General features: G+C 53.9%; 15 protein-coding genes. 3 read left to right on the top strand and 12 right to left on the bottom strand.

Annotated elements, in window-relative coordinates; all coding sequences use genetic code 11:
* Positions 1-91 precede the first annotated feature (91 nt).
* From BXP70_RS23600 to BXP70_RS23545, 12 genes are all read right to left on the bottom strand, one after another.
* Entirely contained in the window at positions 92-1525 is a 1434-nt protein-coding gene (locus BXP70_RS23600) for a glycoside hydrolase family 30 protein (protein WP_086596640.1), read from the bottom strand.
* Between the two features lie 164 nt (positions 1526-1689).
* Positions 1690-3186 (bottom strand): RagB/SusD family nutrient uptake outer membrane protein, encoded by a 1497-nt coding sequence (locus BXP70_RS23595; protein WP_086596592.1) that lies wholly within the window; start codon positions 3184-3186, stop codon positions 1690-1692.
* 13 nt (positions 3187-3199) lie between these two features.
* Positions 3200-6679 (bottom strand): SusC/RagA family TonB-linked outer membrane protein, encoded by a 3480-nt coding sequence (locus BXP70_RS23590; RefSeq protein ID WP_086596591.1) that lies wholly within the window; start codon positions 6677-6679, stop codon positions 3200-3202.
* The gene (locus BXP70_RS23585; RefSeq protein WP_086596590.1) at positions 6676-7719 is read right to left on the bottom strand and encodes a FecR family protein; all 1044 of its coding nucleotides are present in this window, start codon (positions 7717-7719) and stop codon (positions 6676-6678) included. The genes BXP70_RS23590 and BXP70_RS23585 overlap by 4 nt, the downstream gene beginning before the upstream one ends.
* A 78-nt stretch (positions 7720-7797) precedes the next feature.
* Positions 7798-8376 (bottom strand): RNA polymerase sigma-70 factor, encoded by a 579-nt coding sequence (locus BXP70_RS23580; protein WP_179197801.1) that lies wholly within the window; start codon positions 8374-8376, stop codon positions 7798-7800.
* A gap of 235 nt (positions 8377-8611) precedes the next feature.
* The gene (locus BXP70_RS23575) at positions 8612-10564 is read right to left on the bottom strand and encodes a T9SS type B sorting domain-containing protein (protein ID WP_179197800.1); all 1953 of its coding nucleotides are present in this window, start codon (positions 10562-10564) and stop codon (positions 8612-8614) included.
* A gap of 75 nt (positions 10565-10639) precedes the next feature.
* On the bottom strand, positions 10640-12037 hold the full coding sequence (locus BXP70_RS23570; protein WP_086596587.1) for an HAL/PAL/TAL family ammonia-lyase: 1398 nt from the start codon (positions 12035-12037) through the stop codon (positions 10640-10642).
* A 35-nt stretch (positions 12038-12072) separates the two neighbouring features.
* Positions 12073-13479, bottom strand: a complete 1407-nt coding sequence (hisS, locus tag BXP70_RS23565; RefSeq protein WP_086596586.1) for a histidine--tRNA ligase — start codon at positions 13477-13479, stop codon at positions 12073-12075.
* A gap of 66 nt (positions 13480-13545) precedes the next feature.
* Positions 13546-13908 carry an STAS domain-containing protein gene (locus BXP70_RS23560; protein WP_086596585.1) on the bottom strand — a complete coding sequence of 121 codons (363 nt, stop codon included), beginning with the start codon at positions 13906-13908 and terminating at the stop codon, positions 13546-13548.
* Between the two features lie 351 nt (positions 13909-14259).
* Positions 14260-14868 (bottom strand): DUF2459 domain-containing protein, encoded by a 609-nt coding sequence (locus BXP70_RS23555; RefSeq protein ID WP_179197799.1) that lies wholly within the window; start codon positions 14866-14868, stop codon positions 14260-14262.
* 242 nt (positions 14869-15110) lie between these two features.
* Complete coding sequence (locus tag BXP70_RS23550) at positions 15111-15551, bottom strand: carboxypeptidase regulatory-like domain-containing protein (RefSeq protein WP_086596583.1); 441 nt, start codon at positions 15549-15551, stop codon at positions 15111-15113.
* A 424-nt stretch (positions 15552-15975) separates the two neighbouring features.
* Positions 15976-18423, bottom strand: coding sequence for a TonB-dependent receptor domain-containing protein (locus BXP70_RS23545; protein ID WP_086596582.1), 2448 nt, complete (start codon positions 18421-18423; stop codon positions 15976-15978).
* Between the two features lie 686 nt (positions 18424-19109).
* Between BXP70_RS23545 and BXP70_RS23540 the strand changes: the two genes are divergently transcribed.
* From BXP70_RS23540 to BXP70_RS23530, 3 genes are all read left to right on the top strand, one after another.
* Positions 19110-20783 carry an alkaline phosphatase PhoX gene (locus BXP70_RS23540; protein ID WP_086596581.1) on the top strand — a complete coding sequence of 558 codons (1674 nt, stop codon included), beginning with the start codon at positions 19110-19112 and terminating at the stop codon, positions 20781-20783.
* 197 nt (positions 20784-20980) lie between these two features.
* Positions 20981-21700 (top strand): leucine-rich repeat domain-containing protein, encoded by a 720-nt coding sequence (locus BXP70_RS23535; RefSeq protein ID WP_218779848.1) that lies wholly within the window; start codon positions 20981-20983, stop codon positions 21698-21700.
* Positions 21697-23517: a cytochrome c peroxidase gene (locus BXP70_RS23530; RefSeq protein WP_086596579.1), complete on the top strand. Its 1821-nt coding sequence runs from the start codon at positions 21697-21699 to the stop codon at positions 23515-23517. The genes BXP70_RS23535 and BXP70_RS23530 overlap by 4 nt, the downstream gene beginning before the upstream one ends.
* Positions 23518-23799 lie beyond the last annotated feature (282 nt).

Raw genomic sequence — 23799 nt, 5'->3', positions numbered from 1 at the left:
GCTTGGAGAAGGAAGAGTGAAAAACGTAACGAAACGAGGTAATGCCCAACCTAGGTCCTGCTATCGGAGCAACCCTAGGTTGGGGACTGGGCTACCACACGTAGGTCCCGACGGCGCCACCGCTGAGCGTCGCGCTGGCCTGCTTGCCCTGGTAGCGAATGTTGAAGGTTTGCGGCGTGGTTTGGTCATTTTGCACAATCAGCACATGGTCGCCGTTGGGCGCCTTGAAGGCCACGTTGGGGGGCGTGCCGGTGCTGGTAGAGCCAATGCGCACCGAGCCGGGCCGGGCAAACTTGCTGGCGTGGGCCACGGTGTAGTAGGCCACGTTGCGCTGCACCGTGTTGCCATCGAGCGTGATGGCGCCCAGGCACTCGGTGCAACCGCCGGGCGTGTGCGGGTTTTGCTGCGGATCAGCGGCTAGGTTCCACTCCAGCACCGTGCGCGCCCAGTTGCGCGTACCCCCAATGGTCAGAGTTTTCACGTGCCAGCCTAGGTTGTTCTCAAACTTGGTCTTGGAGCCCACCCATTGCTCGGTGAAGTACACGTTCTTGTTAGGATACGCCTCGTGCACCTGCGACATGGCCTCGATCTTACCAGCGTACATGTGAAACGCGGAGCCGTCCACGTACGGGCGGGCCTCGGCGTCGTTGAGCACCGTGAGCGGGTACTCAGGCTTGTCGCAGTTGTGGTCGTAGGCAATGATTTTGGTGTCGAGCTTCGCTTTCTTGAACGCCGGACCTAGGCTCTTCTTAATGAAGTCGGCCTGCTCGTTGGCGGGCATCAGCAAGCTAGGGTTATTGCCGGGGTGCAGGGGCTCATTCTGTACCGTAATGGCGTCAATGCGAATGCCTTCCGCCTTCATGCCCTGGATATACTTCACAAAGTACTGCGCGTAGGCATCGTAAAACTCCGGCTTCAGCGAGCCGCCTTTGGAGTTGTTGTTGGTCTTCATCCAAGTTGGCGGCGACCAAGGCGACCCCAAGATTTTGAGGCTAGGTTGCAGCTTCAGAATCTGCTTGAGCACCGGAATCAGGTACGGCCGGTCGGGGGCTAGGCTGAACTGGCGCAGCTCGGGGTCGGTCTGGCCCTCGGGCAGGTCGTCGTAGCTGAACACCCGGTCGTCGAGGTCGGAGGCCCCGATGCTCACGCGCAAGTAGCTCACCCCGATGTTGTTGCCGTCGGTAGTGAACAGTTCTTTGAGCAGGGCCGTCCGTTCGGTAGCGCCCATCTTGCTCAGCAGCATGGCGCTGCCACCCGTGAGGCAGTAACCAAAGCCATCGATGGTCTGAAAGCGCTGGCTTTCATTTACTTCAATGGTTGGGTTGCTGTTCGTCGTGCCGGTAAAAGCTAGGGGGGCGGGCTGCTTTTGAAGAAGCGCCGATTGATCGGGGGTGGTGATCCAGCTAGTTATCCCGGCTGCTTTCTTTTTGCTCGTTTGGGCTAGGCTCTGCTGGCGGCTTGTGCCCGCCAGCAACGCGGCTGCGAGGAGGGAAGGAAGCACGTAGCGTTTGAATTCTATGGGCATAATACTGTTCGGGAAGAAAATGAGTGGTGTTTCATCGAAAACAAAAGGGGCCGGCCGGCGTCCCACCACGCCGCACCGGCCCCAAATCATTCGTTACCTCCGCACTCACCTAGCGGAGGGTCGGAATGAAGTGTTCTGCTAATGTCAAAGATGCTTTGGCTTCCTTAATAGCCTGGATTCTGTTGAATGAGCGCGTTGTTGTTCAATTCGCTTTGGGGCAAGGGGAAGAGTAGATAGTTCACATCGCGGCTGTTGCGCTTCTGCTGAATCATATCCAGCGCAGTGATCTTGTGCGAGGCTGAGGCATCTGCTTGCGTTTGCCGAGCATAGCGCACCAAGTCAAACCACCGCTCACCTTCGAAGGCCAACTCCCGACGGCGTTGCAGATCCACTTCGTCGCGAAAGGCTTGCTTGGTAGCTAGCTGAGCCAGCGTGAGAGCAGGCAGTCCTGCCCGCTGCCGTATAGCATTGAGCTTACTGAGGGCATCCGCGGTGGGGCCACTTTGCTCGTTAGCAGCTTCCGCATACATCAGGTATACGTCGGCTAGGCGTAGCACGTAGTAGTTGTCAGGGCTATTAAAGCCATTGGGGTTACTGCGCCACTTATAGATAAAAAAGCCGCTATCGTTCTGCTTCGCTGGGTTCCTACCCGCATAGAGTACGCTCACGTAGCTTACGCCGCCCGTTACTTTGGCACCGCGCTTCCAGCGTAAGTCATTTACCGTATCTACGGCAAACGTCAGATCGGTTGGCTGAGCGAGCCTAGGGTCCCGGTAAAGGGTCGGGATGTCGAACTTGGCGTACGAGTACGTAGCAGGTGGGTTGGGCAGTACCTCGTCGGGTAATAGGAACCCACCGTCAGAGTTGCCAGCAAACTGTACTTCAAAGATTGATTCAGCGTTGTTGTCGGGGGGATAAAGCGCGTTGAAATTGGTAGCTAGCACCGACGTATTGTTGCTCAATACTTTGTTTGCCGCGGTTTGCGCATCACTCCACTGACGGCGGGTCAGGAATACCCGAGCCTGCAATGCATTAACCGTGGTTTTAGTAGCGCGGGCGCGGTTCAAGACATTGTCCCCGAATGTCGTCGTCGTCAGGTTCTCGGCCTGAGCTAGGTCTGCTAGGATCTGCGCGTATACGTCATCCGCTGAGGCGCGTGCTATGGATACTACTCCCGGGTCAGCCGATTCCGTCGGATCGAGGTGCAGTGGCACACCACCGTAAACGCGTACTAAGTTGAAGTAGTGCAGCGCCCGCAGGAAGTAAGCTTCGCCCAAGATCTGGTTGCGGCGCTCTGTGGGCATCGAGATGGGCTGAACGTACTTTATAACTGCATTTGCCCGGTTGATAGCCCGGTACATGTCGCGGTAAGCATTGCCCATCTGACTTGTCGTTGGAAACCAGTTAATGATTTCCAAGGCGTTGACGTCGTTGTTGGTGCTGGTGCAGTCGTCTGACGGCATCATACCAATGTTAGGCAGGTCTTGGCCGTAGTAGCCAGACATCTGCAAACCGTCGTACGCTGAGGTAATAGCCGATTCAGCATCGTCGGCGTTCTGGAAGAAGTTGTTCGGTACTACGCTGGCCAAGGGCTCTTTGTCAAGCACATTGCAGCTTCCCAGTAGCGCGAGGGCAAGAACAGGAATGAATACTTTTTTCATGGGTGGGAGTCGCTTAGAATGATACGTTGATACCAGCCGTGTAAGTGCGGGCTTGCGGATACACGCCGAAGTCACGACCGAAGCCTAGGGCTGCGAAAGGACTAGCGCTAACCTCGGGGTCATAGCCAGAGTAGTTCGTCCAGGTAACAAGGTTCTGGCCCGTTACATACACGCGAATGTTGCTGCTGCTGATTTTCTTAGTCAGGTTGGCCGGTAGGTTATAAGCTAGGGTCAGGTTTTTCAGACGTACATAAGTGCCGTCTTCAAGGAAGCGAGTTGAGAAACGGTTGTTCTGGTTGGGGTCACCAGCCACGGCACGCGGTACATCCGTATTCGTATTCGTGGGCGTCCAGCGGTCCAGTACCCGCGTCGTCTGGTTGAACGCATCTGACATACCCTCCGTCGTTATGCGGTTCTCGTTGTAGATGTCATTGCCAAAGCTGCCCTGAAACAACACGCTAAGCTCCACGCCTTTGTAGCTGAAGTTGTTGGTGATACCGCCTTGTAGCTTGGGGTTAGGGTTCCCGATTATCTTCCGGTCGCTGCCGTTGATAACACCGTCGCCGTTCAGATCAGCGAAGCGAATGTCGCCTGGCTTAGCCCCTGATTGGTATAGAGCCGAAGCATTGCCCGATTTTTCGCGGGCCGTTTGGTTTGCCGCATCAATCTCCGCTTGGCTTTGGAAAAGCCCCTGCGTTACGTAGCCGTAGAAGGCACCCAGTGGCGAGCCTTTCTGCGTGATGGCAAAATCATTATTGTTGGTGTTCGTAATAATCTGCCGACCCACTTGCTGGCCTTGGTCGTTGGCGAGGGTACCTAGGTCCAGCACCTCGTTCCGGTTTATCGATAAGTTTAGGCTTGTGTTCCAGGTAAAGCCATTGTTCTGACTTTGCACGTTCTGGGTGTTGATGCCTAGCTCAAGCCCTTTGTTCTGTACCTCGCCTAGGTTGCGTGTTACGTTGTCTACGCCGGCGCTGTAAGGCAGCGATACGGTCAGCAGTAGGTCTTTGGTGCGCTTCATATAGGCGTCGAACGTCACCGTAATGCGATCCGACAAGAAGCCTAAGTCCAAACCGCCGTTATACTGGTAAGTAGTTTCCCACTTCAGATCCGGGTTGCCCACCGTCAAGCTCGGTCCAATACCACCTACGATAGTGCTGCCGGACCCTTGGTAGTTCTGGTTGGTGCTGTACGTCGAAAAGCGGCCGTAGATCGGCACCGATTGGTTGCCGTTAACTCCCACGCTAGCCCGAATTTTAACATTTGATACGGTCTTGCTCTGCGGGAAGAACTCCTCCTTCGACAAGCGCCAGCCTAAGCCTAAAGCAGGGAAATAGCCAAACTTGTTTTTGGTGCTGAAGCGGCTGGTACCATCAGCGCGTAAGCTGAGGCTAGCCAAATACTTGTCTTCGTAGCTATAGTTAGCGCGGCCGAAAAAGCTCATCAAGCCCCACTGCTCCTCGTACGTGCTAGGCCGGGTGAACTGAGTTCCTGCTGATAGGTACGGCACCGCATTGGACGGAAAGCCGGATACCTGCGCATTGGAAGTAAAACGGTCGGACTCCTGCACCGATTGGCCAGCGAGCAGCGTCAGGTCATGTCCTTCGCCAATGTTGGGCCGGTAAGTTAAGGTGTTTTCCCACAGCCATACTGCCTGGCGCGTATTGCCAGTGCGGGCGCTGCCACGAAGGCTAGAGGCTTGGTTTTGGAAACCTGGATACTCGCGGCTCAGGAATTCATTCTCCAACTGCTCACGGTAATCGAGGCCGGCCGAGCTGCGAAGCGTAAGGTTCTTCAGGATGTCCAATTCCGCATACAAGTTGCCAATAACTTGGTCCGTAGAAGCTAGGTTATGGGTCTCGAGTAGGTTGCCAATAGGGTTGTCAATCTGGCGGAAGGGGTTTTGGCCGTACAGGCCATCGGCGGTGCGAACTGGAATGGTAGGAATCTGCGCCAGTGCACCTAGGATAGTGCCTGAGCTACCTGCTCCTAACTCGCTGCGTACGCTGCCGTTCGTGTTGCTGCGGCTTAGGTTTAGGTTCGTGCCCAAGCGAAATTTAGTGCTCACCTGCTGGTCTAGGTTCAGCTTGAAGCTGTAACGGTCGAAGCCAGAGTTGCGAACAATACCGTCCTGCTTGAAGTAGCCACCCGAAGCATAATAACGCGTCTTATCGGTGCCGCCGCTAATGCCAAGCTGGTAGTTCTGAATGGCTGCGGTGCGGTACATCTCATCCTGCCAATCAGTATTGTATTGCAGGCTATTAATCTGATCCTGGGTGAAGGCAGGTAGTTGACCAGCATTAGTCCGTGCTTCGTTATAGAATTGCGCGAACTGCTGATTGTTGAGTAGGTCTATCTTCTTGCGCAGCTGCTGAACACCATAGTACATGCTGAGGCTCACCTGAGGCTTGCCGCTCTTGCCATGTTTGGTCGTAATGACGATTACACCGTTGGAGGCCCGGACACCATAGATAGCAGCAGCAGCGGCATCTTTCAAGACATCAATCGACTCGATGTCATTAGGGTTGATGGAGTTCAGCGGGTTTGGTGTCTGGTTGCCGATAGCTATTTCTCGGTCGTACTGCGGTACGATGGGCACCCCGTCAATAACGTAGAGCGGTGAGTTGTTCAGGTTAACCGACGTATTTCCGCGAATTCGGACGTTGATAGCGGCACCCGGAGAACCAGTAGGGGCTGTTATCTGCACACCAGGTGCTTGGCCTTGCAACGCTTGGTCGAAGCCAGCCACGGTCTGACGGCTAATTGCCTGACCGCCTACCGAAGCTACCGAAGTAGTTAGCTGCTGGCGAGTTTGGGTGCCATAACCTACAACGACTACTTCGTTTAGGGCCTGCGTATCTTCGGCTAAGGATACGTTAAAAGAAGTGGTAGCGCCCGTCACGGGTACTTCCTTCCGAGAGTAGCCTACGAAGCTAAATACGAGCGTACTTCCTACTGGAGCACTCAGACTGAAAGCGCCGTTTGCATCAGTCGTGGCGCCAGTAGTGGTACCTTTTACCACCACCGTTACACCTGGCAGCGGGTCGCCGCCAGCCTGAGTTACACGTCCGGAAACGGTGACATCCTCTGCCTTGGAAACGTTTGCGCTGCCAAGAGTAGAAGCAGTAGATTGGGCATCAACGACTAGGTAATAGTCGGCGCGCAATTTTTTGAAGGCTAACTGAGCCTGTGGTAGCACATTGTTGAGCTTTCCTTCTAGCGTGGCTGCTTCATTAGTGCCTAGCACGTGCTTATCATGAACTAACTGGCTCTCGTAGAAGATGGTAACGCCATACTCCTTTTCCCAACGGCCTAGGAGATCTTTCAACAGGACCATTTGTACCGGCTGCGCGGTAGTGCGTTGCGAAACGGTATTCACCGCTAGTATCTGTGCGGAAGCTGTGTTATTGGGGGAGTGCAGCAGCATCGTGCACATCGTGAGGGAAGCCGTATGTACAACACGGCGACACAGTCGGGTATTGGGTAGTGTCATTGGTGGGAAATATGAGAAGTGGGTGAATTTGCGTCAGAGAGAATAATCTGGTTCTGCTGTCGCTCAATCTTCAGCTTGAAGGTTTCTTGCAAGGCTTGCAGCAGCACATTCAGCGCGCCAATGGGTACCGTACCCGTAATTCTGCGCGCATTTAGCGTCGGGTCTTTTACTACCACATCCACGCCGTAGGTGTCGTGCAGGCGAGTAGCTAGCTCGGCAATCGTCGTCTCGTCGAGCACGAGCTTATCGTCTTTCCAGGAAGCGTAAGGCAGCGTCGTCGGTACGGGCTTGTGTACAAGCTGTTGGGGTAAGCTATCCACGGTGGCCACTAGTTCGCCGGGCTTCATGATTACGGCCGGGCGCTTGTCGGCAAACGTTAGGCGTACCTTGCCAGAAAGCAGTACTACCTTGGCCTCGGCGTGGCGCCGGTAGATGGTAAACTTGGTGCCGAGCACTTCCACGTTCACGCCCGCGGTGGTGTGCACCACGAAAGGCTGATGGCTAGGGAGGTGTTGCACAGAAAAATAGGCTTCGCCATCGAGCCACACTTCCCGGGGCTGATCCGCCGATTTGCCAGGCGCGTAACGCAGCGTCGAGTGGCTGTTCAGGGTTACCTCCGAGCCGTCGGGCAGCTGAATTTGACGCGTTTGGGCGTAAGGCGTCGCAAACGCGAGAGGCGCTGCCACTGGTTGAGCATGTTGCTGCTGCCACCACAGGCTACCAGCTGCCAAGAGTGCACCCGCAGAAGCGGCGGCAGCCCAATAGCGCCAGCGTGGCGTAGCAGTTTCGGCCGATGTCATTTCTGTCGACTCAAAACCTAGCTGCTGGTGCAAAGAGGAGAGGAGCTGGTTGTAGTCAGGCTCGCGGGCCGGAATGGTGGCTACGTCTACGGGCTGATCCCACTGGGTCTGCATCCAGAACTGCGCCAGCAGCTGGTTCTCGGGCTGCACGAGCCACTCGCGCACGGCTGCTGCTTCCGCTGCGGGCGACTGGCCGCGTACGTAGCGGTTGAGCGCTGCTTGATCAACGGGTGGTTGCATGAAAGTCGGGGTGAGAGGTGCTTGGTTGTGGTAGTACACGCAACCCTGGCAACACCCTTACTCGACTCGCAACTTTTTTTACTTTTTTAGGAAGAATAGTAACGGCAGTACTATTAAGGCCGTGCCGTGCTGCTGAAAATAATCGCGCAAGAACTTGAGTGCCTGCGTCATCTGAGCTTCCACCGTCTTCACTGAGATATTTAGCTCCTGGGCAATCTCGGGGTATGAAAGTCCTTGTTGGCGGCTAAGCTCGAAGATTTGGCGCCGCTTGGGGGGAAGTTGGGTAAGGGCAGCTAGGTACAAATTCTCTAGTTCCGAGAACTCCACCTCATTGCCTGTTACTTTGTTGCCGACGCGTAGCAAATGCTCTTGATAGATGCGTTGGTAGTGGCTGTGCCGCAGCTGGTTCAGAATAGTGTGGTGCGCTGTGGTGAATAGGTAGCTTTTGAGCGGCACATCCTCGCGCAATTGTTGGCGCTTTTCCCAGATCTTTAGAAAGCACTGCTGCACAACGTCTTCTGCTTCCGATTGCGATTTTAAGTAGCCATACGCGAAGCGATAAACGTGTGAACTGTACTGCCGGAATAGCGCGTCAAATGCCTGACTATCGTCTTGTTTGATAAGACGCAGACAGTCTGACTCCGAAAATTCGCGCACAATTTTCAAAAGATTACCACAGGATTTTTACGAAAGATACCAATTTCCCAAAAGGGATGCAGGCATTGCGCAGTGGTATATCTAGGATAAGCGCCGGAGCCGCACCTAGGTGCTCAGCAGTAAACGAATCAGTAAGGCTCCTGCCCAAATGAACCTGTTCGCACTAGCTATATACCGGCAACAGACTTCTCTCGCTACCATGCTGCTAACTCTCTCTTACCGTGTGGCGTGAAGCTTAGCGTACGATGGTAATGGTGCCGTTCTGGACTATGACTTGGCCGGTTTCATCGGTAGCTTCGAAACGCCAGGCGTAGGCTCCGGGCACGGGCGGGTTGTTACGCACCCGCCCGTCCCAGGTTTGGGTGCGGTCGGTGCCGCGAAACACTTCCTGACCGTTGCGGTCGACTACTACGAACTTGAATTTGTCTAGGTAGCGCCCTTTCACTTCTAGCACGTCGTTTAGGCCGTCACCGTTGGGGCTGAAGGCCGTCGGAAGAACTATGCTGATGCGGCGGGCTACCGTCGCAATATTAGAGTAACTCACGGTGCCCGCTGGTAAGCCACCTCCGCTGGCCTCGAGGCGGTAGCGAAGTACCTGCCGATTACTGGCCGGCTGCTGGTCTAGTTCCGTGCTACCACTCACGGCCCGACTCGCTAGCACCGTACCATCGGCAGCGAGGGTGAGGAGGCGGTAATTAACTGGCGCGGCGGGATCGGGGCCACGCAGTGCCGACCACGTCAGTGAGGCCGAACTGCCAAGCGGATCGGCGGCCTGGGCCGTCAGAAGGGGCGGGCAGGCCGGGGGGCTATCAGCCGAGCGGTTGCCGCACACATCCAGTAGACGCACCGTGTAGCACGCTCCGGCGCCGGGCGCCAGCGTGGAGTCGCGCAAGGTACGAACGGCGGTGGTAGCTATGTTTTGGCCATCACGCGTGAAGGTGAGTTGGCCACTGGTTGGGGTGCGCGGCGTAGTAGCAGTCAGTTCTACTTGATTGCGTAGATTGAAGCTAGCTACTAAACGCGGCGTCGGAGGCGCGAGGGTGGAAATGGTTTGCACCGAGGCTAGGTCGGACGCGGAAGTGACGGCACCCCGCGTGGCCGTGACACGGTATTGGTACGTCGTACCGCAACTCACTAGCGTGTCTATGTACCGGCTTGGGCCGCTCACTACGGCCAGCCGCGCGCCGTCGCGCGTGATTTCGTAGCTACTTACGCTGGCCGAGTCGAGGAAGCTCCATTGTAGCACATTACGGCCGCTGACAGAAACAGCGCGCAGCGTGGTAGTAGCTACCGGTGCCGAAGGATAATCGAGCGTGCTGATCTGGCACGGACTGATTAGCCGCAGGCGGTAGCGGCCCGATAACGGAGCGCTTGGTAAAGTAAAGGTCGGGCCGGAACTGGTCGGGAGCGTGGCTAGGGTAGTGTAGGCGCTGCCACTCGCTATTTGTAGCTCGTAGCGAAATTCTGGCTGTAGTGCTGCAAATTGAAAGTCAAGGCTGCCACTACGTGCTGCTATGCGCTGAATGGCGGGTGTTTGCGGAGCGGGCAGTGGCGTAAACGTAACTGTTTCTGAGCCGGTGCATTGCACGGCATCGTAGCTGCCCGTTACCGTCACCGTTGTAGGTCCGCCCGTTGGAATCGGATAGGAGGCTGTGCCCGGCTGCACGTTGGAAACAAGCGGGCCGTTGCCAATGCGAATGGCGTAGTGGTTGTACTTCGGGCCAGGACTATTGGGAGCAGCAATAGTCACCTCCACAATTCCTGCCGAGCAGGGACGAGCCGTAACGACAGGTTTTGGCGTGCCATACACCGCGTAACGCCGGACATACAATGTACCGCTAGGTGCCGTAGGATCGGAGTTCTGAGCATTCTCGTACACGCTTACGCGTCCCGGACGGCTTGTAATAGTGAATACGCTGCCGGCTGGATTACTGCACCGGGTGGTATCATACAGCACAACGACCGTGGCGGGTAAGTTGCGGGTCGGATTTGGGGCAAACCGCACGAATTGGCCCTGGCAGAAAGCATCGAGCCGCCGCCCAGTTGCGACGTCATAGGCTTCAAAAGCCGCTGGCGGCTGGTTCGCAGAGGTGGTGCGGGTGCACGAATCGACGGGTGTTTGCGCAAATAGGTTGGTAGTAAAACCTAGCCCAACAAGCCAGAACAGGAGCAGAAAACGGTAGTTCACGAAGGGTACAACGTGTAAAGTCAACGAACAATTGCCAGTAGGTAGGCTGACCGTGCTGCAACCTGGTAGGTGGCGCTACTGCCACGCATAGGCGCGCACAAACGTAGCCGTGGCTTGCAGCGCCAGAGAAGGCGCAGCCGATGACGCTAGGTCGACTTTTTCCGCTAGCGCCGTAACAAGCTGCTGCAGCATTGGAGGTAGGGGCGCCGCGCTTTGCAAGGAAAGCACCCGGGCTGCCGTGTACAGCTCAATGGCTAGCACTTGCTCGGCATTCTCGAGCACGCGCCGTGCTTTGGTAGCCGCATTGGCCCCCATGCTCACGTGGTCTGCCACGTTACCTGTACCGGTGTTATCTAGGGAGGCCGGCGAACAAAGTTGTTTATTGTGACTCACAAGACTGGCAGCAGTGTGCTGCGGCACCAGTAGAGCCGGTGATGTGGCCCCGCCAGACGCGTCAAGCGGCCTACGTAGCAACTGCGCACTACGGCGCTCGGAAATGCTGCCTAGCTCAGCCACCGCCACCGCCATAAAATCGAGGGCTAATGCCAGCGGCTGGCCGTGGAAGTTGCCACTCGAGAAGCTAGCTTCCTCGGCCGGGAAAGTAGCTAGGTCGTTGGTGACGGAGTTACACTCCGTTTCCAATACTTGGGCTACGTAGCGCAGCGCGTCGCGGGAGGCTCCGTGCACCTGCGGCAAGCAGCGGAAGGAGTAGGGCAGCGGCTCGGTGAAGCTAGGTTGTTGGGCTGGTTTATCGGTAGCCAACAGGCTGCGAAAGCGCTCCGCGACCAACGTCTGCCCCGCGTGCGGTCGTAAGCTGTGCACCCGTGCATCGAACGGCTCCAAGTCGCCCCCAACCACATGATAGGACAAGGCACCTATTACATCTGCTGCTTGGGCCAAGCGTTGGGCGCGCAACACCGTATGAACCCCATACGCGAGCATAAATTGTGTACCCGTTAGTAAAGCTAGGTCCTCGCCGGGGGCTAGCTCCACTGGGGTCCAGCTAAATAAGTGCATGACATCGGCCGTCTGTAGCCGGTAGCCCTGAAAATTAGCTTCTCCCAAGCCAAGCAGTGGTAAGCTCAAGTGCGCCAAGGGAACCTGGTCGCCAGCGCCGAGCGAGCCCTGCTGGTACACGACCGGTAGTATTTCGCGGTTGTAAAAGTCTAGCAGGCGCTGCACCGTAGCCACTTGTGCGCCGCTACGACCGTAACTCAAGCTTTGCGCCTTGAGCAGCAGCATGAGGCGGACCAACTCAGTCGGTACTTCGTCCCCCATGCCGCACGCATAGCCTAGCAGCTGATTAGCAGAAGCTTGACTAGCGCCAGTCACCTGGGTACGAGCATGGGCTGCCCCCGCTGCCAGCTGCTGCTGCGCTGCGGGGCTGAGTACTACGCGCCGTTGATCCGTTAGCAGCGCATCAAGCGTGGTAAGGTCAAGGTGAGTTGTTGGGTCGAGGGCAAAATCAGTCATGAGCTCAGCATAGTAAAAGGAAGTAGCGTCGGCGCTTACTCGCCAATAAGGGTCGCCACCACTTGGCTAAGTTCGAGCAACTGCTCTTCGCCAGTGCGCATATCGCGGAGCTTGCCCTTGCCGACGGCGCGCTCTTCGGAGCCAAGCAGCAACAGATACGGGATGCCCTTTTGGTCGGCGTACTGAAACTGCTTCTTCAGCTTACTGCTTTCTGGGTACAGCTCGGCCGAGATGCCTGACTGGCGCAACTGACGCAAGATGGGTAGGGCCGCCCGCTCTGACTCCGCGTCGAAGTTGGCAAGTAAGCACTGCGTTGTCACGGCCGCATTGTGCGGAAAAAGTGCTAGCTCCTCTAGGCAGTCATAAAGCCGGTCGACGCCGAAAGAGAATCCCACGCCTGACACGCCTGGTAGCCCGAAAGCACCCGTTAGGTTATCGTAGCGCCCCCCGCCTGATACGCTGCCCATGTTCACGTTGTTGATCTTTACCTCAAAGATGCAGCCCGTGTAGTAGCTCAGGCCGCGGGCCAGGGTTACGTCGAAATCCAGGTTTTGGAAGTTGTCAAACCTAAATTCCTGCAGGAACTCGTACACGCGTTGCAAGTCTTGCAAGCCACGGTAGCCATCCTCGTTGTCGGGCGTTACGCCGGCTGTTACGAAGGCGGCGAGTAAGCGCTCTAGCTTCTCGGCAAAGCCGCCACCTACGCCAAGCAGGGCAAAAAGTGTATCAATGGCCATGGCGGAAAATCCGCGTTCGGCTAGCTCTTTTTCTACGCCCTCGCGGCCAATCTTATCGAGCTTATCGATGGCCGTGAACAAATCTACTTCCGTACCCTCACCACCTAGGGCTTGGTAAATAGCTCCGAGCACACCGCGGTGGTTGATCTTAATGGTGTGCTCCGTCAGGCCTAGAGTGTTGAGTACCTCGCTCATCATCAGCACAATTTCTGCCTCGCACAACAGTGAGTTGGTGCCCACTACGTCGGCGTCGCACTGGTAGAACTCGCGGTAGCGGCCACGCTGAGGGCGATCAGCGCGCCATACGGGCTGAATCTGGTAGCGTTTGAAGGGAAACGTAATTTCGTTCCGGTGCATTACCACGTAACGGGCAAAAGGCACCGTCAGGTCGTAGCGCAGACCCTTTTCGGCAATCTTGGGCAACACTGATTTCGAGCCGGCAGCTAGGTCCTCAGTGGTTACGGCAGCGTTCTTTTTATTGAGGAAGTCGCCCGAATTCAACACCTTGAACAGGAGTTGGTCGCCTTCCTCGCCGTACTTACCAGTCAGCACCGATAAGTTTTCGAGAGTAGGAGTTTCGAGCGGCGCGAACCCAAATTTCTCGAATGTGCGGCGGATGATGCCAAATATATAGTTGCGTCGAACGACGACAGCGGGACCAAAATCGCGGGTACCTTGGGGAATGCTAGGCTTTTGAATGCTCATCGAATACAATGCGGTTCAGAGCCGCGAAGGTACGCAAACGAGCGGGTGGCACCAGCAACGTTATACTTATGGTCTTACGTATTGATAAACGTAATCGTCCTCGTGCACAGCATCGAGCAGAGAAGCCACGAGTAAAGGCTGCGAAGCCGCGTCCAGATTGAGAAAGTGATGACGCACTTGTTCGGGTACGTGGCAAAGTACTAAGCGCCGATTTTGGCACCGCAAATGGAAAGCGTATGCTAACAGTAAGTCAATGGCATCCGCAGAAAGGGCCTCTAACAAGCTACAATCCACCCACACCGCCTTCTTATTGCTCCGACTAGCCCGGTGCAAAGCACGACTTAGCTTGATTTCATCAGGCGAAGTCGAATCAGGGGCTAAAATGAGAAGATAGCTGTCGGGCAGTATCTCGCGTTGGATGTCGAGCATAATAGTAGGACCACTAGGCGGAGCGTAGAGCCCTTCGTCGCGGCTTTGCTAGTATTCAAATATAAAGGGGTAAACGGCACTAAAAAAGAGAAAAACGCACATAATCAGTATAATATAAATTATACTTGGTAAAGTAGAATACCAGGTTAGCGCTTTTAGGATTTATTAACAGAAAACAGTACCCGACGCTTCTATGAGCTAAAATGATGATAGCGAAGGTATAGTAATTAGAGGATTAGCACACACGTCAAGGGTAAGCTAAAGTATTAGCGGAACTTAGAAATAATTCTAAAATAGCGTTCCTTCCACTTAGCCCTAATGGAGCATGCGCCCTAGCCGATAACAGGAGGATTACCTAGCTTTTCGTACTTGATAAAGCACAGAAGCCGCGAGGGGAGCTTTCAGCGCGGCGCGAATACCGGCCCGACCTAAGGTTCGGTTTGTCCAGTCGTTGCAGGTATGCAGGAGATGGTAGCGCCCCCCTGCCCGAAAGAAGAAGTCGTGTGCAGTGTAGCCAGCGGAGTTGCGTAATGCAAAATGGCCGACCGAATCAGGCTGAAAAGATTGCTCAATCAGCTGCGTTAGTTTCTGGTACTGAGCCATTGAAATCTGTAGCGGTACTACTCGAGGCCCAGCAGGCGCGGCGGGGTAAAAACCAACGTGCATAAGCGCGCGGCCCGGCAGGGCAGCCCGCAGCGTAGTGCCAAGCCGTGGGAAATGCCCGCCATACGAATCCAGAAAAAATCCTTCGCTTCCCCAACCGAACGCAACAAACTTGTACCCGGCAAACTGACTCGCCCAAGCTGGCTGACCTAGCTTTTGCAGCCAATCCAGTTGGGTGCGGGGTTCGCGTAAAGGCACAACTACATCTGAGTGGAAGCCATTGGATACGACAAAGATAGAAACCCCGCCGGGCGTTTGACGGAACTGCTGGTTCACCGGTACCAAGGTGCCAGTCATGAGAAAAAGTAGGAGCGCTGTAAGTGCTGCCATCAGGAGCCGAAAACTACGAGAGAGCCAGAAAAATTTCATGGGAAAACGGCTGCACCTAGGCACGCTGGTGCAGCCAGTTGTTGATACCCGTTGTGACGCTGAGTAACCCATTGAAACAAGCAAGGAGCCCCCACCCGAAGGCGACGGCTCCTCAATTCACTTGTGGCTGTTCGGTAACCTAGCTACCGGCTCGTGCTTGCTGCTGAAATTTAGTTAGCAGCGAGTAAGGTGGCTTGCTGGCAGAGTGCTGTGCTCGAAACGGCAGGATGGGCTACTGTTTGCTTAGCCAATTGGGCGTTAGCGGGTTGCATGACCATGTTTCCCAACGTGACGCGCGTCTTGAGACCGTTGAAGGTGATGGTAGGTTCCATTTGCTGATAGCCTAACACTGTGGTAGTGAACTTGTACTTACCAAAAGGTACTTTCTCGAGACGGAAAGAGCCATCGGCGTTGGTTTTTACCGAGCGAATATAGGCGTTGTCGGTAGCACGCAGCAAAACCACATTAGCGTAAGGAATGGGCTCCCGAGTATCGGCGTCGAGCAAGGTACCCGTGAGCGTGCCGTTGAAGAAGGTAGCGGCAGAGAGTTGTAAGCCGGTGAGCAACAAAATGACACCAACAAGAAGGCGATTTAGAACGGAGGTTTTCATAGCTGGAAAGGAAAAAGAGGGTTAAGGAAGAAGGAGCAACAATTACTTTCGGGGCGGAAGCAGCCGCGGTACTGATTTAACCACCGAAGCAAACAGGTTGGAAATAAAAAGTAACTAGTTGTTAATCAATATACCTTGTAAAACAAGGTACCTTGCAGAAATTTTATATGGCCATGTGAGAGCGTAAACTGCTAGTAAAAACAGGTGGTGAGCGGAAGAACAGAGCTGACAGAATAAGAACCTAGCTTAACAAAGCGAGCAGCTTTTTTTGGGTTACCTCCTGAGCCATTCGAAAGCCGTTAGGCGCAAAAAGCAGGTGAGTGATAGCGACAGGTGAGCAGTAGTATTCTGAGTGATTGACGTTGCAAAAGTAGCACTGCGGTGAAAGGGTGTCAATCACACAATGATGTGAAAGTCAGTAATATTAGCCCCCAAAGCCACCGCCACCGCTTTTCGGCCCTTGCTCGATTTTCTTCGCGGGTTTGCTGTTGCCGAAGTAGTAAGTGAAACCTAGGTAGCCCACGCGCGTCTCCCGCTTGTTATGGAAGTTGGCAGTCAAGCCTTCCGAGTACAACTCAGTGTACTGACGCTTCGTGTTGAAGATGTCGCTAAGACGTAGTGTAAGAGCTGCTTTGTCATTGAATAAACGCTGGCGCAACGCCACATCTGTGGAGTATACCGAAGCCATGCGGCCCTGGGCCGTGATGACGGCGCCGCGGTAGTTGCTGGTCAGCTGCACATCGAGGGTTTTGGTTGGGTTAAACGTGTTCATCAAGCGAGCCGTGCCTGTGTAGTTGGCGCGGTTACGGCCGTCGCCGCTAAAGCTTGTGAGTTCATTGCGGAAGAAAGAGCCACTAGCCGTAATTTTCCACCACTTAGCTACTGGCTGCGTAATAGAGAGTTCTGCCCCGTAGTTGTTGGTTTGGCCAAAGTTGCGGTACGAGGTCCGGGTGATGAAATCAGGCTGGCCGCTGAGGCGCGTGGCGGCCGTGTCAATCTCGCGAATCGACTGCAACGACTGGTTTGTTTGGCGCCAGAAGAGCGTGCTGGTTAGGCTCATTTGCCCCAGCGAAACTTGATGACCTAGCTCGAAGGCATTCACGTACTCAGGCCGAATGTTCGGGTTGCCGATGCGGTAGTTGCGCTGATCTGAGTAAATAGGCAGGGCCAGGAACTGCATAAAATCGGGGCGGTTGAGGCGACGTGAGTAGCTAAGTTGCACGCGCTGGTCGCCGGCCAACGTGCGAGCCACCGTAGCAGACGGAAATACGTTCAGAAAGTGCTGGTTGAAGTTGCCGAAGCTAGGTACTACGTTGCCTGTCAGGTTGGTATATTCGGCACGCAGGCCACCTTGGTAGTTCCACTTACCTACCTCTGCCTGGTAGGTAGCATAACCAGCGTGGACGTTGCGCTCGTACCGGTAGTTGTACGAGAAGGCATCTTGGCGGGTGAAGGTAGCCGCATCAGCATCCTGGAGTAGGTACTCAACGCCCCCGTTGGTAAAGAGATTTTCGGTCTTTAATCCTACGTCGAGGTGGCTCTTTTCACCTAGCGGATGTACATAGTCTACTTGCCCCATCAGCAAGCTCAAGCCAACATCATACTTCTGCTGGCGTTCTTGCTTGGGATACTCAATTGGGCCATCCAGCACGCGTTGGCCCACGGTCACATCCACATCCACGTCCACGTACGTGACGTTGGCGGTTAGTTCGCGGCCTTTCTGGCCCGCCCACGTCCGGCGATAATCGGTAGAAAGGTCTAGTTCCCGTTGTTGCTCATCATCGTAGCCTAGGTTGCGTAGGGCAAGCGGAGCGTCGTTGTTGCGTGTGAGAAGTGTCGTAAGGTTTTCCCGCTCCCAGCCCTTGTTGCGACTCAAATCGGCAGCTACTGTGAGTTTTTGGTTATCAGTGAGATCGTAATCTAGTCCAACACGGCCACCGTGGTAGGAATTGTGGCTGACGTTGCGGCTGTCCTGGTCGGTGCGCGTAGTAGAGTTGCCTACCGTGGCCACTTGGTGCAGGTCGCCCGCACCATGCCACCGGTTGTCGCTGCCGTCGTAGCTACCAAAAAAGTTCAGCTTTCCGGCTTTCCGGTTTAGGTTAAGTGAGGTGTTGTACTTGTCTTGCGTACCGACGTTAGCCACTGCTTGCCCATTCCAGCCGTCCTTCTGCTGCTTTTTTAGCGTGATATTGATAACCCCACCCGAGCCAGCAGCCGAGTAGCGCGCCGAAGGATTAGTGATAACTTCCACATTTTCAATGCGGCTGGCAGGTAGCTGATCAAGACGGAAGGTGCTAGGTGCTGGCTTACCATCCACGTAGATGGTCACGTTTGGTGTGCCACGCAGACTTACTTGCCCGCTCTGGTCAACGGATACGGAAGGTACGTTTTGCAAGACATCCACGGCCGTACCACCCGTGCTGTTCAGATCCTTGCTAACGTTTATTACCTTCTTATCGAGATTATCTACAACGGCAGCTTTCTCGCCTTGTACAACGACACCTTTAAGCTGCACAGCCGAAGGCGCTACTCTTAAGGTACCCAGTTGTATCGAAGGGGCCGTTGCGGTAAGCGCTACCGTCTTTCTAAACGGTTGATAACCAACTACTGTAGCGCGTAATAGGTAAGTACCCGTAGCGACTTTTTCTACAGCGAAAGCCCCATTTTCACTCGTTTGGGCACCCGCAACGAAGCTGGAATCCTGCGTCTTCAGGAGTACCACATTGGCAAATGGAAGCGGCTGGTTGTTGCTTTGATCTTGCAGCTTGCCCGAAACTGTGCCTCCGTTTTGGGCCTGCAACCCTAGTGGAAAGAGCGCAACGAGGAATCCAAGGCACCGCAGCGCCCGGCGAAAAGTAAGGAAGGAGTTCATAAGAATAGGAGAGGAGCGTTGAAAGAATCAGGCAATAAGGGGCTGTTCCAGGCGGCCGCGGTTCCGCTGGTTACCCCATGCAGGGATTCACTCTATGTATTCGGAGATGCCCAGTAGTAGAGCATCGGTGCAACGTCCTAGTAGATGCCGGCTGGCGGTCGAGGGTTGTCTAGGGTCTGAAAATTTGTGGACCGACTTACCTGCTTCGGATGACGTTGGGGCCCGGCGGGCGCCGCCCCGGTTGGGCGGCAATAACGGCCAGGGTTTAGTTCCAAGTAGTGATACAAATGTAGTGGAAGGTACTATGTGACGCAAGGTACCTTGATAAAATATTCGATAAATCTTTACAGCAGTGTATATGAAGCAGATATTTTATATGCAACCTGTTGTGATAAAGATGGTTACCAAAAATAATTTCAATTATTGGTAACTAAAGGGGAGCCATAAGCACCCTGCCAAATTTCCCAAACAGATCTTTAAAAAGACTTGAGAGCCCTAGCATAGTCGGCTTAAGGCTTGATGCGCTAAGTGGCGAAACCAAAGCTGCGGTTGCGAGGAGCGTTTGAAGGGTTGGCAAGCTAATATATAGGAGCTACCTTCATCAAAAGCTCATATTGCATTAATGCTAGCTTAAACTAGAGGAAACATAGCTGGCCTACCTTGCAGCCGCATCCAAACCAAGCCTCATGAAACAAAACCTACTCTTTCTGTCTGCTCTCGCTGTTGGTAGTACCGTGCAAGCCCAGACCAACCCTGGCGACTGTACTACACTGCCCGACAGCCACTTGAGTAACTTTACTTCCGTACAACCTAGCGCTCAGACGCAAGTGTTGCGTATTCCATTAACGCATACTTACCAAATGCTGGTGCAGACCGGCGATGCCTATTCTAACCCAAATGATGGGACCGTAAAGGCAGCAAACGACTTTACGGGCTACGTACCTATTAACAATAGCAGCACCAACGGTTACCTATCCATCAATCACGAAGGCTCATCGACAGCATCTTCGGGCGTAAGCATAGTCAACCTACAGTTTGGCTCCGGACCAAAGCTGTGGAACGTAACGGACAAGAACCCAGTCGACTTTACCTCAGTGGTTGGTACGTACAATAATTGTTCGGGCGGTATCACTCCTTGGAAAACAGTTATTACGTGCGAAGAAAATACGCCCACGGCCCCCACAGACAGCAACAACGATGGCTACCTGGACTTCGGCTGGAACGTTGAGCTAGATCCTGCCACTCACACTGTAAAAGACCAAGATGGGGATGGCAAGCCAGATAAGTTGTGGCGAATGGGCCGCATGCGTCACGAAAACGTAGCGCCCGCATCTGATAGTCGCACTGTATACGAAGGTGCCGATGATGGCGGTACTAGCTACCTCTATAAATACATTGCAGATGTTTCTGGCAAATTGGCCAACGGCAATCTGTATGTGCTAAAGCTGAATGGCGCAATCGGGACTGCCACCACCGGCCAATGGATTCAAGTACCAAACACTACACCAACCGACTGCAACAACACAACAACCCTAGCTACCGCCCTAGGTGCCACGAGCTTCAACGGAGTTGAAGACGTAGAAATCGGGCCACACGATGGTCGCATCTACTTCACCTCGAAGGGTACGGGCCGCGTGTATCGCTTCAACGATGCCGCCACTGCCGTTAGCAACTTCGAAATATTCGTGGGGCAGCCAGTAGGGGTCACGGATAAGAGTTACCCAATTACTTATGCTTCAGGCACTGTGATGGAGCCTTGGAGCACCGGTAACGATAACTTGACTTTCGACTCGCAGGGTAACTTGTATGTATTGCAGGATGGTGGGCGGAATCATATCTGGCTGGTGAAGCCCTGCCATACGCAGGCTGCTCCAGCAGTGCAGTTGTTTGCTACAACTCCCGCGGGTTCTGAGCCAACGGGTATGACCTTGTCGCCCGATGAGAAATTCATGTTCGTCTCTATCCAAGGACCTAGCAGCACCAACACCCAATCTACCACTGACGCGGCTGGGCAGCCCATCGTATTCAACCGCGCTACTACTGTCGTTATTGCTCGGAAAGAAAACCTAGGTTCTACGGTTGCTGCTACGCAGGTTATAAAAAACTCGGCCAAACTAGAAGTATATCCTAACCCCGTAGCCGACGAACTCACCCTAGAACTGCCAAGCGACAAGCAAGAAGTAGCCATTTTGCAAGTGGTAAGTACCATCGGGCGCCGAGTGCTCCTAGAGAAGTCTATCAACTTAAAACCAGGTGCCAATCTATTAAAGCTGCCCGTAGGTTCATTGAGCAGTGGCCAATATATCTTGCTCATCAAAACGCCTCATATTACAAACACGCGCGCATTCATTAAGAAGTGAGGCTACCTACGCTCATAACATTCCTCTTTGTATTGGTTGCCCCGCAGGTACTGCGGGGCAACACTTGTCTAGCGCAGTGTGCTAATCCAGCCGCTTTCACTGTCGCTGAAGCACTAAGCCATCCGGCCTGCACGCTAGAGTTGAACCTCCGTTTCCAGGATTTAGAGCAGTTGCCTGTCTCCGTAGGCAAGTTACCGATGCTACGCCGCTTGCACGTGCAGGACAATCACCTGCGCCATTTGCCCGACGAGATAACCCAACTAGATCGCCTTCAGGAGTTATTCGCCAACAAAAACGGCCTGCTAGATCTGCCCGCTCAGCTCGGCAATCTGCATCGATTGCGGCAATTGCAAGTAAATGAAAACGCATTAGCCGAGTTGCCACCTAGCATTGGCAAGCTAGATAGTTTGAGGTATCTTATTGTGGCCTGGAACAGCTTCGCCTCCCTTCCCGAGCAGCTAGGGCACCTAGCCCAACTCGAATACTTTGACACCTCGCACAACCAGCTGCTGTTTTTACCACCCTCGCTTGGAGAATTAAAGCACCTGAAGTATGCCTATCTAAATAATAACCGGCTAGAAAATGTGCCGACTCAACTAGGCGAACTGAGTGAGCTACGAGAACTGAACTTAGCTAATAACCTGCTAGAGCAGCTGCCTGCTAGTATTGGGCGCTGTCGGTCGTTAAAGGCGCTTACGCTCACGAGCAATCGGTTGAAATCTCTCCCGAGTACCCTAGGTAAGCTCGCTGACCTCGAAACGCTCATTGCGAGCGACAATCAATTGACAGCGCTGCCTCGCTCTTTAAGCAGGCTAAAAAAGCTTAAAACAGTTGTCGTGCTAAACAACGCTTTCACTGCAGAAGCCCGCCGCCAAGCTGAAGCGCTCTTACCAAATACGAAAATTTATTTTGAATGATTTTTCACTCAGTTCGTCCGCAAGCCCTAGGTCGTTTCTTGGCACTGAGTGTGGCAGCGCTACTTTTTTCCTTCACTATCCTGCGTAAAACTCCATCTGAGGAAGTAAAGGATTACTACGAAGCTCACCTAGGTCGGCTGCAAGAGGCTGTAATACACTTTCGTGAAACTAGCGCCAGCGCTAGTGCAACCAGCTTGAAAGCCAGCTTTATGGCTTGCCGCGCCGAATATAAACGCGTAGAGTTTGCCATAGAATACTACTATCCAAACGCTGCCCAGCGGCTAAACGGGGCTGCTCTGCCTGAGGCTGAACCGAGCGAGCCGGAGCAAGTAATACCGCCCACTGGATTCCAAGTGCTAGAGGAATACGTGTATGGCCCTACCGACGACCGTATCACGCGCGACTTGATCGGTCAGGAGCTAGAAAATATGCTGTACCAAATTCGCTACCTGCAAGGCCAAGCACCGTCACTCACCTTCTCGGATGCAGAAGTATTCGATGCCGTACGTCTAAACCTGTACCGACTAGCGACGAAGGGCCTATCCGGCTTTGATTCACCTGTGGCATTTGCTTCCTTACCCGAAGCCGCCACCACGCTCGAAGGAGCAGGGGAGGTGCTGAAGTACTTCGCGCCTTCAGCCTCGTATAGGCGCCAAGTGCAACGGAGCGTTGCTGCTGTTCAGGCAGCAGGTACCTCTGTTGCTAGCTTCAATGGATTTGATCGTGCCGCTTTTTTGGTGCGGTATTTCAATCCTTTGTTAGCTGCTTTACAGCAAGTGCAACGCGAGCAGTCAATTCCTTTTGTGCAAGCTAGGCGTGCTATTCGCCCTAGCGCTGTCAGTTATTTCGCTGCTGATGCATTTGATCCCATATTCTTTGCACCCACCGATGCTGCGCCAGCTACCCCAGCAGTGCTAGCCTTAGGCAAAGCGTTGTTTCAGGAGCCTGTTTTATCAGCACAGAGCGGGCGCACCTGTGCCAGTTGCCACATACCTAGCCGTGCTTACACCGATGGCTTGAAAGTGAATAAGTCGCTGCTTCCAGGCGTCGCCTTAGAGCGCAATACTCCTACCTTGTTAAATGCTGGCCTGCAGCCGGTTCAGTTCTACGATGGTCGTGTATCGTTTTTGGAAGATCAGATTCACGAAGTTGTATCTAACAAAGCGGAAATGGGTGGCCACTTTGATAAAGTAACAAGTGCGTTACGCCGAAAAAAGAGCTATGTAAAAATGTTCACGCAAGCTTTCACCAATGATCTAATGCCACTTACCGAACGCAATATTCGTAAAGCGCTAGCTACCTACATTCGATCTTTAGGACGACTCAATAGCCGCTTCGACCAGTATATGCGCGGCGACACTACGATGTTGACCGGCCCGGAAATTAGTGGCTTTAATCTATTTATGGGCAAAGCTAAATGTGGTACCTGTCACTACATGCCGCTCTTTAATGGGAGTGTTCCTCCTCTCTACAGCAAAGTAGAGTATGAAGTCTTAGGGGTGCCAGCTAGCACAGACACATTACAATCGACCCTCGACAAAGACCAAGGAAAGTATTTGCTTCATTCTATTGCGCATCAGCAATATGCCTTCAAAACTCCTACAGTGCGTAATACCACTCGCACAGCTCCTTACATGCACAATGGCGTGTATCAAAGTTTAGAAGAGGTCATTGATTTTTACAACAAAGGTGGTGGCTTGGGTTTGGGGCTAAACGTACCCACACAGACACTAGGGGAGGACAAGCTAGGCTTATCTCCAACTGAAAAGCGGGCCATTGTGTCCTTTATAAACTCACTGACAGACACGACAGAATAAGATAGCCGGGGGAAGGGAAACAGCTTTGTCTTCTAGGGTTATACCAACAACAAAGGTTGCTATCTACCAAACAGATACTCTACTGTCCTGATAGTTACAGGCAGGACTTCAGGAAGTATTTTATGGTAAACTATCCTGATACACACTGGTTTTTTGAAGATAAACTAAGTACCAGAGGAAAAAGCGATTTTCTGATTTAGCTGCTAATTTATAGAGACTGATCCAACCAGCTTATTACTGGGGTAGGGGGCCTAAAACGCGAGCAGCCCCGGGGGGTCGCGC

Origin of the sequence: Hymenobacter crusticola (assembly GCF_002154225.1) — a bacterium.
Taxonomy (GTDB): Bacteria; Bacteroidota; Bacteroidia; order Cytophagales; family Hymenobacteraceae; genus Hymenobacter; species Hymenobacter crusticola.
This window is presented reverse-complemented; position numbering and strand designations above follow the sequence as displayed.